We start from the raw sequence: 12,712 nt of genomic DNA, 5'->3' as shown, positions 1-12,712 counted from the left end.
CGGAAACAGAAATGAAGAAGAAATTTGGTCATTATGAAGTCGTGTCGGAATTGGGCCGAGGCGGCATGGGCGTGGTATATAAAGCCTGGGAACCTTCATTGAACAGGCACGTGGCGATCAAAGCCCTGGGCGAACATTTGTTGGGCGATGAGGGCTTGATTGAGCGCTTCACCCGCGAAGCCAAAAGCATGGCCGCCATCAACCACCCGAACGTCATTCAGGTGTTTTTCATTGGCATGGAAGACAACCAACCGTACTTCGCCATGGAGTTCATCGAGGGCATATCCTTGGATGATCTGCTGCGTGGCAACCACGTGTTGACCGTACCCCACGCCAAAGAAATATTGCGCCAAGCCTGTGCCGGTCTGGCGGTGGCCCATGACCGCGAATTGGTGCACCGTGACATCAAACCCGCCAACCTGATGCTGTGTGATGACGGCACCGTAAAAGTGGTCGATTTCGGCATCGCCCAAACCCGCGAATATGGCGACAAACTGACCAACACCGGTGAGTTCGTCGGCACCCCAGGCTACCTGTCACCGGAAGTGTGCACCGGCAAAGAAGTCGATGCGCGGTCGGACATTTTTGCCCTGGGCATCGTGTTTTATGAGATGTTGGCTGGCAAAGTGCCGTTTGAAAACGACAGCCCCCTGGGCTTGATGTTGGAAGTGGTGCAAGCCGACATTCCGGACATCCGCCAAGTGAATAAAAAAGTCGACAAAAAGACTTCATACATCTTGGAAAAAATGATTGCCAAGAACCCCGAAGAGCGGTTCCAGTCCTGTCAGGACGTGATCAAACATTTGGGCCCTTCTACCATTGAATTGAATCTGGACGAAGTCAAAAAACAAGCCGTGTCGGTGGTGCCTGAAAAGAAACCCGTCGGCAACCTGTCACAGCAAGTGACCATGCAGGCCGCGACCACCTTAGAAACCGTGGTGCCCACCAGCAAGAAAAAATCCAACAAAGCCGTGTGGGGCGCCTTGGCCTTGTTTTTGGCCGTGGGCGTGGGTGCCGTGGGCATGTATGAAGGCTTCATCCCCAACCCATTCAAAGGCGAGCAACCGGTGGACAACAGTTTGACCATGAGCACGCAGGCCATGAGCCTGTTGGGCAACAACGACGACCGCCAACTGGATGACGTAAAACTCAAATCCAAGGCCGAGTTACAACTGCTCAGCCAGGACATGAATGACCAGCTGGCGGCCAACCAAGACGCGGTTGATGCCAACAGCGGCGACGCCACCATGGCGGCCAATGACAACATCAATTCCGCATCGGCCCCAGGTGCCGTGACCACCCAAACCAACACTGAGCCCGAGCCAAACCTGGCCAACAATGCCAACAATGACGGCGCCATCAACCAAGCCAAAATTGATCAACAACAACAAACCACCACCAATGCCACCACCGTGGCGGCGGTGGACAACACCACCAAGTCGGTGGATGATTTTGTGGCGAAACAAAGCACCCCGGTGGTCAGAAAACCCAAAATGGTGAAAAAAGACAAAGGCATTGCGGTGCTGGTATTCGGCGATCCGGCGGTGGCCAACCCCATCGAAAAAATCCTTGAATCAGAACTGCGGCGCGACAACATCAAGGTGTTGAACGAACAATTCGTACCGGGTCTGGCGCAAGTGATGGCCCAGGGCATTGACCTGGCCGCCATCAAAAGCAAACTCGACGCCTATGGCGGCGAAGCCATGATCATCGCCAATGTCAACCACGTCGGCGAACAAACCCTGGAATACTACGGTCGTTCATCGATCATGTACAGCGCCCAGTTGGACGTCGACAGCTATGACCTGGCCAGTGGTGATTCGATCGGCAATGGCTATGGTTCTGAGCTGCAATACACCAGTTTGAATGCCACCGAAACCGCGCAGGATGCGGTGATGACATTTGTTGATCGACTCAAAGCTGACATCAAGAACAAGTGACCTTGACCACAAACTGAAGGCAGCCAGGTGACCAGCCCCTTGAGGATTTTGCTCCTGTCTGCCTACGATGCCAGCTCGCATCGACATTGGCGCCAACAACTGGTGCAGCGCTTTGGTCAACACCAATGGCAGGTCCTGACCCTGAAACCCCGACACTTTGCCTGGCGCATGGCTGGCAATGCGCTGAACTTCCAAGCCAAATACGACGAACTGCTCCTGCAGCCCTATGATCGGCTGTTGGCCACGTCAATGACCGACTTGAGCACCCTGCGGGGCCTGTATCCCCATTTGGGACAAATCCCCAACACCCTGTACTTCCACGAAAATCAATTTGCCTACCCGGTCAATCGGCAGCAACAAGGGCTGGTGGCGCTGCAGTTGCGCAGCCTGTTGGCCGGCGCGGTGGCCGATCGCCTGGTGTTCAACTCAGCTTACAATCGAGACAGTTATTGGCAGGGTGTGGCCGACTTCTGCCAGCGCATGCCAGATGGCATCCCGACCGAGCTGCTGTCACAACTGCAGCGCAAAAGCACCGTGCTGCCGGTGCCGCTGGCCACCGACTGTGGGGAGGATCAAACCACCAACCGGGCGCAGAACGCACCCATCGAAGTGGTGTGGAATCACCGCTGGGAACACGACAAGGGCCCCGAAACCTTGCTTGAACTTTTGCGCCTGTGTCAAGCGCGGACCCCGGCACAACCGGCTTTGCGGTTTCATGTGTTGGGCCAACAGTTTCGCCAACAACCGGCCGCCTTCGATGCCATCACCCAAGACCACGCGGACCAGTGTTTGCATCTGGGCCATGTGGCATCGCGGGCCGAATACCTGGCCATCTTGCGTCGGGCCGATGTGGTGTTGTCCACTGCCCACCATGATTTCCAGGGCCTGGCCATGCTGGAAGCGGTGGCCTGTGGTTGTCGGCCATTGGCCCCCAACCGCTTGGTGTATCCCGAGCTGTACCCCAGCCCCAACCTGTACCCATCAACCCCCGATGACCCCAGTCAAGAAGCCCGGGCCATCCTCGCGCAACTGGATCAGGTGTTGGCCGTTCCCCTGCCCCCCGTTCATTGTCACTGGTCCCATTTACAACGGGACTATGAGTGCCTGCTGCAACATGAAGGGCTGGACTGAACACCGCCACTTTTGGCTGCGATTCATCGGCTGGCTGATGGTCGCGGGCGTGGTGGTGCTGTCTTTGATCCGCTTGCCGGCCACGCCCTTGGCGGTGAGTGGTGGTGACAAGCTGCTGCACCTGGGCACTTATGCTATACTGACTTATTGGTTTTTGCACACCCACCCCGCCCGACCGCTGGCCATTGTGCTGGGTTTTATGGGCCTGGGCACCGCCTTGGAAGGGTTGCAGACTTTGACCGGATATCGGTATTTGGAGGTCATGGATTGGCTGATGAATGTGACGGGCGTGGTGCTGGCTTGGCTGGTGTTTTATGGGCTGCGCTGGCGCATCAAATACCTGATGCCGTGACCCAGCCCACAGCCGCCCCTCCCAGGGCCGCGTGATTGACTGCCAGCTGGCATATTGACAAACAAGCTGAGCAAATTGCTGGCGGTTTGGTTAAAATACCCCCTTTTACACCACCATGCCCATGCCATCTGTTGACATCATCGTCCCAGTCTTCAATGAACAAGAGGTGCTGCCATTGTTCCAGGAACGCATCCAAGCGGTCATGCAAAGCTGCGATGTGGACTGGCGGGTGATCTTCGTCGACGACGGATCCAGCGATGAATCACGCGAGGTGATGCGGCAAATTCACGATGCCGATGGGCGCTTTGGTTTTGTGGCTTTGAGCCGCAATTTCGGCAAAGAATATGCCCTCACTGCTGGCCTGGATCACGCCAGCGCCGATGCCGCTGTGGTCATCGATGTTGACCTGCAGGACCCACCAGAATTGATTCCAGACATGATTGCGGCCTGGCACAGCGGCTACGATGTGGTGTATGCCACCCGCAAAGTCCGGCACGGTGAATCGGCCACCAAAAAGGCCACCGCCAATTTGTTCTACCGCGCGATCAACGCCATGAGCAAAATCGACATCCCCAAGGACACCGGTGATTACCGCCTGATGTCGAAAAAAGCCTACACCGCTGTCAACAAACTGCGTGAACGCAACCGCTTCATGAAAGGCTTGTTCGCCTGGGTGGGCTTCAAACAAAAACAGTTGTTGTTCGAGCGCGAACCCCGCGCCGCTGGCCAAACCAAATGGAACTACGGTAAATTGTGGCGCTTTGCCCTGGATGGCATCACCTCATTCAGTTATGTGCCTTTGCGTTTTGCCACCTGGATTGGCATGACGGTGGCCATCTTCGCCTTCTTTTATGGCGCCGTGATCATTGCCAAAACCCTGATCCTCGGCAACGACGTGCCGGGCTACCCCTCACTGATGGTGGTGATCTTGTTCCTCGGCGGCATCCAGTTGACCGCTTTGGGCATCATCGGTGAATATTTGGGCCGCATGTTCGATGAAAGCAAACAACGCCCGATCTATTTGGTGGAAGAGTACCAACCACCCACCGATTCCTGACCAACCAGGGTGTTGCCTACGGTGCCCACGGAACCCCAAAATCACCCCCTCGGGTAATTTTTTCCCGTATAATCACCAAACTGTCACACGATTGTGCTAACGAAAACACCAGCCCAGCGTGCGGCCACCACCCTGCATGTTTCATCGATGGAATTTGAATGAAAAAAACTTTTTCTTGGCTCGTTTTGGTGTCGTTGTTTCTGCTGATCTTTGCAGAATCCAACTACTTGAACAACAAAAACATCCTGTTCAAGGACTTGCATTTGGCTGAGTTGATATTGGGCTCCTTGGGGTTGGCCTTGTTTTTGGTGTTTTTTCCTCGGCCCAAACAACCGATGTGGTTGCGGGTCTGCATCACTGCTTTCAAAGTTTTGTTGGTTTCAACAACCCTGTTCATATTATTTGTTGAAGCGTCAATCGTCGATTTTTCTGGCATGACCTTTGGCCCTGAAGTCATCTTTCACTTCAATTGGGATGCCTTTGTTTTGGGCGTCAAAGAGTACCTACTGCCCATGTTTTTGATTTTGCTGTTCATTGCCTTAACCAATTGGGCTTTATTCATCGCCGAAGGGGTCTTCACCCGGCTGCAACAAACTGTGGCCTTTTTTGCGTCGCTGGTGTTGTTGTTGGTGTTGTTCAAACAAACCATCTTTGGGCGGTTGTACGACGGCTATGTTGAATACCGCACCTTGATGAATGTTCGGGGTGTTTATGAAAACGAAATCAAAGACATGGCCTTTTTGGGCATCAACCATTTGGCCACCGATAAAAGCAACATCGCCGCCCAAGCCACACAAGACAAAAATTTGATCGTGGTTTATTTGGAGTCTTTCAGCAATGCCTTCATTGGCCACCCCAAATACCCCGGCATCACCCCCAAATTGGAAGCCATGATTGACCAACACGGTCAACTTTCGCCGTACATCGCCACCGGCAACTTCACCATGGACGGCCTGATCGCGGCGCATTGCGGTTTCATTCCCAACATGTTGATGGGCAACAACACCTTGGCCTCGGGTGAAAAATACTATTTCAATATCCCCTGTTTCACCGATGTGTTAAGCAAGGCCGGCTATCGACAAGAATTCATGGGCGGGGCCAAAAAGTCATTCGCTGGCAAAGGTGAATTCTTGTTGGACCATGGTTATGATGCGGTTTGGGGTCATGAAGATTATGACACCAGTCAAGCAGAAAACTTCAGTTGGTGGGGCTTGAATGACGATGTGTTGTTTACCAAAGCCAAAGAAAAAATTGCTGAATTGGCGGCCCGACCAGAACCCTTCCATTTGAGCTTGTTGACTTTGGGGACCCACTTGAAAGGATATCCCTCACCTGGGTGTCCGGTCTACCCACACTCTGATGACAAGTTCATTCAAGCCATCCACTGCACTGACTACCTGCTGGGTTCTTTGTACCAGCACCTCAAAGACCAAAACCTGCTGTCAAACACCACCCTGATCATTACCGCAGACCACACGGTGTTCAACACCGGCTACACCCAAGATCTGTTCGGTGCCGACATCACCAGCAGTGAGATTTTTGGCATGATCATCGATCCTGATCACCAGCAACCCATGCATCCCATGGGCTTGTATGATTTGGGCACCACCGCCCTTGCATTGCTGGGCGTGGAACACAATGTCAAGTTCATCCTCGGTGATGCTTTTGGGGGCAACGAACAGCGCCCCTTATTGACCCGCAACCACCTCTATCAAGGCGGACAGCTCGTCGATCTGAGCCACGATTGTCAGTTTGATTTGAACAAAACCATTCAGCCGAAAGATTCGATAGATCTGTGCGACCACCGGGCCATTGTGCACAAATTGTATGGCTACACCGAAAAGTTCAATGTGCAGTCAGGCATCAAGTTCAAAGCCGACTTTGAGGTGGCCATCGAGTTCACTGAAGACCAACAAAAAATCACCGACATCACCCTGAACGCCAACAGCCTGAAGCAACAATTCAGACACCAAGGGTTCACCCTGGAACCTGAGCGGTTCATCAGAACCGGTGTTTTCATCATGCAATTTAATTGGGCACGCAAAGAAATCAGCCAATTGATCCTGATCACCGAACCGACTGAATTGGTGCAGTATTTCAAACAGCGGACCGATCAAGCTGCCAGTGGCTATGTGTTGTTCGGCATCCACAACGAACAGAATCAAGCATTCATGAACCAATTGCAAGACTTGAACCTGTCCATCCAATGCCAGCAACCACATGTGTGTGCTGTGAACGACAACGACAACAGCCGCCTGACCATTGAAGGATCTGGGTCCCAGTTCCGCATCCACTTGACCGAAGCCGCTGAATGATTGTCCATATCATCAAAGGAGTAAGCAAGATTCGTAATTTTTGCAACAGAACACTGAATTTTTAACAGCGATCAGGTTAATATGTGCCCTTTAGCAAATTCTCACCCACATGAACAATTTCCTGAGTCAGGTTTTTAAAGCTTTTCGAAAACCCGAACCCACGCCCGAACCCGATCCGGGCTATGAAGAAAAAATTGCCAATGAAATTGAGTTCTATGCCGAATGTGAAAACGTGCATGACTTACCTGACATCTTTCATTATTGGTCCAACAAGTATTTGCTGCCCATGCAACAGCGGTTTGGATTCAACAGCCCCGATGACTTCTTCAGAACCCAAGTTCAATCTCACTGTGCCGCCAACAATAATGCCACACACCACATCGTCAGCATCGGTTCTGGCAACGGTGAATTGGAAGTCAGTGTGGCCGAGTACTTGCTTGACAACGACATCAATAACTTCAGCATAGAGTGTGTTGACATCAATCCGCACATGCTGGAAAGAACCCAACAATTGGCCGCCGAAAAAGGCGTGGCAGAACACATTTTGGTGCAAGTGAGCGACTTCAATCAATGGCAAGGCAAACGCAATCATTACGACATCGTCATGGCCAATCAAAGTTTGCATCACGTGATGAATTTAGAAGGCTTGTTTGCCGCCATCAAAAAATCCATGAAGCAAACAGCGATTTTCATCACTTCTGACATGATCGGCCGCAATGGCCACCAGCGCTGGCCTGAAGCCTTGGATTTACTGCAACCATTTTGGTCCGAGCTGCCCGATCAATACCGCTTCAATCAACTGCTGAAGCGGCACGAAGAAAGCTACATCAACCACGACTGTTCGGACACTGGTTTCGAAGGCATCCGGGCCCAGGACATCTTGCCCTTGTTGGTCAAAGACTTTCAATTTGAACTGTTCATCCCTTTTGCCAACATCATCATGGTGTTCATTGACCGTCCGTTTGGTCACAACTTCGATGCCACTGCTGACTGGGACATGGATTTCATCGACCGGGTTCATGCTGCTGATGAACAAGCCATCATGGACGGCACCATCAAACCCACGCAAATGCTGGCAGTGATGAAAAAACAATCGGTCAAAGCACCCCAACTAAGGCATGAACTATTGACCCCTGAGTACTGTATTCGCCCAGTTAAGTGATTCTCACACGACCCAAAAGCTTGGGTCGTGTGAAAAAATTCCTCAGTAAGAAAGCTGTATAATGTGGCTATTGAACCGCAATCACCACTTCTTCATCCAGCAAGGGTGCGTTGTTCAATAAAGACATCATGTTATCGGGCCAACCCGGGTCTTGAGTCGGGTAGTCATCATGAGCCCGCAATTGCATGGTGTGGCCATTTACATTGGTCCAGGTCCAATCCCGACTCCAACTGTCGTCTGCCAAACAAGTCACCACACCCACATCCGGAGCTGTTTTCCACAAACAGGCAATGGGCGTGTCTTGCTTGATCACATTGATGGTCACAGTGCACCTGGTTTCTGTGTCTGTCAATGTGCATGGGCTGTTGCTGGTCAATGAACCACTGGGACCTGAGGTGGCAGGCAATGCCACAACTTGAGTTTGATCAAGTAAAGGGGCCGCATTCAATTGAGTCAACATATTCCCCGGCCAACCTGGATCTTGAGTTGGGTAATCATCATGAGCCCGCAATTGCATGGTGTGGCCATTGACATTGGTCCAAGTCCAGTCACGATTCCAGCTGTTGGCCGCCAAACAAGTCACCAAACCGACATCAGGGGCTGTCTTCCATATACAGGAGATTGGTGTGTTCTGTTTTTGAACATTCAAGGATACCGTACAGGTGCTGTTGTTACCAGTCAATGTACAAGGACTGTTTGAAGTCAAAGTGCCTGTCGCACTGGGGGCGGCTGCCTGAGCCACGACATCGATTTGATCCAACAAAGGCGCATTGTTCAACAATGTCTGCATGTTCCCGGGCCAGCCTGGGTCATTTGATGGGTAATTGTCATGAGCCCTGAGTTGCACGGTGTGTCCATTGACATTGGTCCAAGTCCAGTCTCGACTCCAGCTGCTTGCCGCCAAACAAGTCACCAAACCAACATCCGGTGCAGTTTTCCACAAACACGAGATGGGTGTGTTTTGCTTGGTAACATCAATGGTCACGGTGCATGTGGTGTTGGAACCAGTCAATGTACATGGGCTGTCACTTGACAAGGACCCTGTCGGTGTGACATTGACATTTTCTGACAATGAAGGCGATTGAAACACCACATTGTGCGCCACTGGCTGTACGTCTTTATTGGACACAAATACCACATGTGAAATTTGTCCGGTGAATTGCTCACCCGCGTTAATCGTGTATGTCTTATAAGCCGTACCGGAATAATCATTGTGTTGTTGGTTGCCCCACGATTGGGTGCCGTGTAATTGCCAGAATCTGGAGGGGCTCATGTTGGTCTGCCCATTCATGATAAAGCCGACTCCAGCAAACTCGACTTCACTCAAGGTGGACCTGAATTGGAACTCCAACTCGGTGTTGGCTGTGACGTTGTAATTCATCGGTAATTTTTTCCAAGAATTACCCCAGATTTTCAGCATCGTGCCACCGGCTTTTACGATATAAGACTCTGGATGAATGTCTTGTGTTTGGTTGCTGTCATGGTAGGACTGCAAAAAGGCTCCAGCAAAAGCGGGTTGTGAAGATGTGTTGGGTCGTTCATAACACACCTCATCATTACTGGGCAAAGTCCCATTAATTACCTTGAAACACAAACCATTGCCATTGAACTTGTTTTGGCGATTCACATCCACGATCGGAAAGCGAATGAAGTTTTTACCACTTGAGTTGGTGCCATAATTATGGAAATACGCCGAACTGTACTCTTTCAGTACCGGGCTGCCATTTTTATTTTCTCTGACACTCACAATTGGGTTGGTACCAAAGTTTTCACCTATCAGCTCAACCTTGTAATTGTTGGTGCTGATGGTGCCAACTGACTCAATAACTGGCAATGGCGTGGTGTCTGCGGCAATGGCTTGAACCGAAATGGGCCCGGCCATGATTCCTCTTGGCGCTTGGATATACCTAACCCCTCTACCAGGATTGCCATTTTCATCTTGGCCTCTGACATCGCGGGCATACTGAAATACAGCAAACTCAACTCCATTGGTATCTACAATGTTTCCTGTCTGATAAGATCCATTTCGCTCTGAAATTAATTTTAATAACTCCCATTCTGCCGTTGGTTCACTTCGATAAAAAATTCCTGCGTCTGGCGCAAAATACAGGTCTTCCCAAATAATGTTGGTTGAACATTTTTGCGCTGTGTTTGCGACTTCACAATCTTCTATTTCGTAAACGAAAATTTCAGAATTTACCAAAGGGATTGGGTGTTGATAAGTACGGTACTCAGCAGGATCAAACAAGTCTTCAAGTATATAGTTCAACTCAAAATTGACCAGGTTGTCATCTGAGTGTAACCATGTATAAAATTTAAAATCATAGGTGGTGTAATCAGTTAAGCACCTGGGGAACGGGTCCAGATAAACTGGAATATTTGTGTCATCATTTGGACTTACCAAGTTATCACCTCGGTCTCTTGCACTTCTGTTGCCGTGGTTATAAGAATGGTTAATACACCGATACCTATACAAGCTGTACTTCGTACTCAATAAACAAGGGTTGTTGTCATGGCCAATTGACCTTGGACAAGGGTAAGGATGAAAATTATCGGCTTCAGTAGTGATCACCTGATCAACCACGAAAAATGATGAAGTGCCATCACCATAAACATCATCTCCAGGTTGTCCAATTGACACTGTGAGCTGGTGTTCTCCAGCAGATAAACCTGTGACATATCTGTTATTTCCGCGAGCCTCGACAATTTCACCATCTATTGAGGATGTCCAAATTAATTGGTGTTCCATTGCTTTTATTTCTTCATCAGTGAAAGATGATCTTGAGCTTCCAAAAGGAACAAGGTCGGCTGAAAACAAAGTTGGTTCATTTGCAATCACAACCGTAGAAATACCTGGAGACTGAATATTGATATCGACTGTATATTGAGATGGATATCGATCCCTTAAGTTTCTCCAATCTCTAGGATTAATATGTTTAGATGTGCACTTAGGTATATTCCCAAACATAACATTTCTTGAGTCTAAGCTTGAATATTTGTCGAGCAAACCAAACGCATGCCCTATTTCATGCTTCAATATCGTTGGAGCATGATATCTATTTGCACAATTATTGGTGTCCAAAGTCCATAAAATATTCGGATTCATATACACATCAGATTCGATAATTCTATATACTTTAGTATTCGGAAAACCCGGCGTGTTTGTGTTGTATTCTCTGGTAGCAAACCGAAAATTGTAACCTGCGGTATCAGCACCAAATTCAGATCGATCCCAGGCATAAAACTTAATTTCATTCAGTCCATTATTCACTCTATCAACTGAATTGCTGACTTGGCCAATTTGGACATTAAAAAAATCATAATTGAAGCTTGGGTCTAGATTCCACTCATTGATTGCATCAAATAAATTAATTCTTGAAGATTGAGAATTAGGAATTCCGGGAGGAATATTCACAGAATCCATAATGATGGTAAACTCAAGATCTTGCAAGAACCATGCCTGCAACTCATTGTTTCCGGAATAACTGTTTTCACAATACATATACAACAGAGTTGCTGCCAGTAACAAAAACTTATTTTGGTTCCTATAGAAATCAATCATTTTGAGTACTTCCTTTTACGTGGTTTAAAACCTGTTCCCTTAGATTGTTTAAAGTCAAGTAATGAGCTTCTTTTAATGCTTCCAAGGCGCTTTTGTTTTCATTGCTGGGCTCATTCTCACCCAAATACAATATGTCATTCTTGCCCACCTTATATGCTGAGTTGAAAGCAGCATATGAAAAATAATTTCCGCTGGTTTTATCATATTTCAGAAAAAGCACACCCTCTTCATTTATTTTGTAGTCATAGCCAATGCTAAGTGTTGCACATATGTCTCGATAGCAACCTCCAGACATCTTTACTTCTAAAGTCACTGCATCAAGTATTCCACTCATCACCTCAATGATTTCTAATGTATAAGTGGTGTAAATTCCTTTGGATATCATTTCCTTTTGAACAACTTTACCATCCTCAATCATTGAAAAATTCTTAAGCATGGATTCTTCTGTTGAAGTCTTATCAAGCAGCCTAAAGTGTACAATCAAATCCGATTTTTCAATGTATGTTTTTAGATTTGTGTTCGAATCAGATGAGGCGAAAACATCTTGAGAGAAAATTAAGTGAAATATAAATAGCAGCAATGTTGTAATTCTTGGTTCCATATTTAAACTAGTCCGATAGTATTTAAGAAGAAAGATGACAGATAAAAATCCATTTATAATGACTCCATATTTTGCGCCTGTTAGTAATATATTAAACAGGGCACAATGAATTGTACATCTATGTCTCTGAGAGTTTCAACACTAATTTGATGTGTGGAATTGACCCTTTCATTTTAATAGTTAATGTTTGAATACTTTTCTGATGCTTAGTCAGTATTTCATTTTGACTTCATCGGTTGTGCTAAAATAGCCACAAACAATAATAATGAATCAGGTAAGAACCATGTCTAAATCTCAAACTTTACAAGACCCTTTTTTGAATGCCTTGCGCAAAGACCGCATCCCGGTTTCAGTGTTTCTGATGAATGGCATCAAATTACAGGGCACGGTCGAATCATTCGATCAATTCGTGATTGTGTTGAACAACACCACCAATCAATTGGTTTACAAGCACGCGATCTCCACCATCGTGCCGGCGAAAAACGTCAGCACCTATAAAATCCAACAGGACGGTGACGACTGATTGCTGAGCATTCTGTCTTGCTGATGAAGCAGTTTCACGCTTGAAACTGCTTTTTTTATGGGCCCATGA

Annotated in this window: 9 protein-coding genes; 7 read left to right on the top strand and 2 right to left on the bottom strand. The window is 48.4% G+C overall.

Annotation, left to right across the window (positions count from 1 at the left end; all coding sequences use genetic code 11):
• Nucleotides 1-11 precede the first annotated feature (11 nt).
• The 6 genes from K7G70_RS02245 (at nucleotide 12) to K7G70_RS02220 (ending at nucleotide 7,957) form a co-directional block, all read left to right on the top strand.
• Nucleotides 12-1,940 (top strand): serine/threonine protein kinase, encoded by a 1,929-nt coding sequence (locus tag K7G70_RS02245; RefSeq protein ID WP_223786966.1) that lies wholly within the window; start codon nucleotides 12-14, stop codon nucleotides 1,938-1,940.
• A gap of 39 nt (nucleotides 1,941-1,979) precedes the next feature.
• Nucleotides 1,980-3,071 (top strand): tRNA-queuosine alpha-mannosyltransferase domain-containing protein, encoded by a 1,092-nt coding sequence (locus tag K7G70_RS02240; protein ID WP_223786965.1) that lies wholly within the window; start codon nucleotides 1,980-1,982, stop codon nucleotides 3,069-3,071.
• Nucleotides 3,055-3,423, top strand: a complete 369-nt coding sequence (locus K7G70_RS02235; protein WP_223786964.1) for a VanZ family protein — start codon at nucleotides 3,055-3,057, stop codon at nucleotides 3,421-3,423. The genes K7G70_RS02240 and K7G70_RS02235 overlap by 17 nt, the downstream gene beginning before the upstream one ends.
• Nucleotides 3,424-3,544: 121 nt before the next feature.
• Nucleotides 3,545-4,480 (top strand): glycosyltransferase family 2 protein, encoded by a 936-nt coding sequence (locus K7G70_RS02230; RefSeq protein WP_223786963.1) that lies wholly within the window; start codon nucleotides 3,545-3,547, stop codon nucleotides 4,478-4,480.
• Nucleotides 4,481-4,638: 158 nt separating this feature from the next.
• Nucleotides 4,639-6,795: an LTA synthase family protein gene (locus K7G70_RS02225; RefSeq protein WP_223786962.1), complete on the top strand. Its 2,157-nt coding sequence runs from the start codon at nucleotides 4,639-4,641 to the stop codon at nucleotides 6,793-6,795.
• Between the two features lie 109 nt (nucleotides 6,796-6,904).
• A complete protein-coding gene (locus tag K7G70_RS02220) occupies nucleotides 6,905-7,957 on the top strand; it encodes a class I SAM-dependent methyltransferase (RefSeq protein WP_223786961.1) in 1,053 nt (350 codons plus the stop codon).
• Nucleotides 7,958-8,024: 67 nt separating this feature from the next.
• Here the strand turns inward: K7G70_RS02220 and K7G70_RS02215 are convergent, their stop codons facing one another.
• Both K7G70_RS02215 and K7G70_RS02210 read right to left on the bottom strand, forming a co-directional pair.
• On the bottom strand, nucleotides 8,025-11,519 hold the full coding sequence (locus K7G70_RS02215; protein ID WP_223786960.1) for a DUF4932 domain-containing protein: 3,495 nt from the start codon (nucleotides 11,517-11,519) through the stop codon (nucleotides 8,025-8,027).
• Entirely contained in the window at nucleotides 11,512-12,120 is a 609-nt protein-coding gene (locus K7G70_RS02210) for a hypothetical protein (RefSeq protein ID WP_223786959.1), read from the bottom strand. The genes K7G70_RS02215 and K7G70_RS02210 overlap by 8 nt, the downstream gene beginning before the upstream one ends.
• 283 nt (nucleotides 12,121-12,403) lie before the next feature.
• Here K7G70_RS02210 and hfq point away from each other — a divergent pair, with 283 nt between their 5' ends.
• Nucleotides 12,404-12,643 (top strand): RNA chaperone Hfq, encoded by a 240-nt coding sequence (gene hfq / locus K7G70_RS02205; protein ID WP_223786958.1) that lies wholly within the window; start codon nucleotides 12,404-12,406, stop codon nucleotides 12,641-12,643.
• The last annotated feature ends 69 nt before the right edge of the window (nucleotides 12,644-12,712 follow it).

Source organism: Marinicella meishanensis (assembly GCF_019931145.1).
Classification (GTDB): Bacteria; Pseudomonadota; Gammaproteobacteria; order Xanthomonadales; family Marinicellaceae; genus Marinicella; species Marinicella meishanensis.
This window is presented reverse-complemented; position numbering and strand designations above follow the sequence as displayed.

What these genes read in the sequence shown, in the direction of transcription:
- K7G70_RS02235 (WP_223786964.1), top strand. Translation starts at nt 3,055, where the DNA reads ATGAAGGGCTGGACTGAACACCGCCACTTTTGGCTGCGATTCATCGGC.
- K7G70_RS02220 (WP_223786961.1), top strand. Translation starts at nt 6,905, where the DNA reads ATGAACAATTTCCTGAGTCAGGTTTTTAAAGCTTTTCGAAAACCCGAA.
- hfq (WP_223786958.1), top strand. Translation starts at nt 12,404, where the DNA reads ATGTCTAAATCTCAAACTTTACAAGACCCTTTTTTGAATGCCTTGCGC.
- K7G70_RS02215 (WP_223786960.1), bottom strand. Translation starts at nt 11,519, where the DNA reads ATGATTGATTTCTATAGGAACCAAAATAAGTTTTTGTTACTGGCAGCA.
- K7G70_RS02210 (WP_223786959.1), bottom strand. Translation starts at nt 12,120, where the DNA reads ATGGAACCAAGAATTACAACATTGCTGCTATTTATATTTCACTTAATT.
- K7G70_RS02225 (WP_223786962.1), top strand. Translation starts at nt 4,639, where the DNA reads ATGAAAAAAACTTTTTCTTGGCTCGTTTTGGTGTCGTTGTTTCTGCTG.
- K7G70_RS02245 (WP_223786966.1), top strand. Translation starts at nt 12, where the DNA reads ATGAAGAAGAAATTTGGTCATTATGAAGTCGTGTCGGAATTGGGCCGA.
- K7G70_RS02230 (WP_223786963.1), top strand. Translation starts at nt 3,545, where the DNA reads ATGCCATCTGTTGACATCATCGTCCCAGTCTTCAATGAACAAGAGGTG.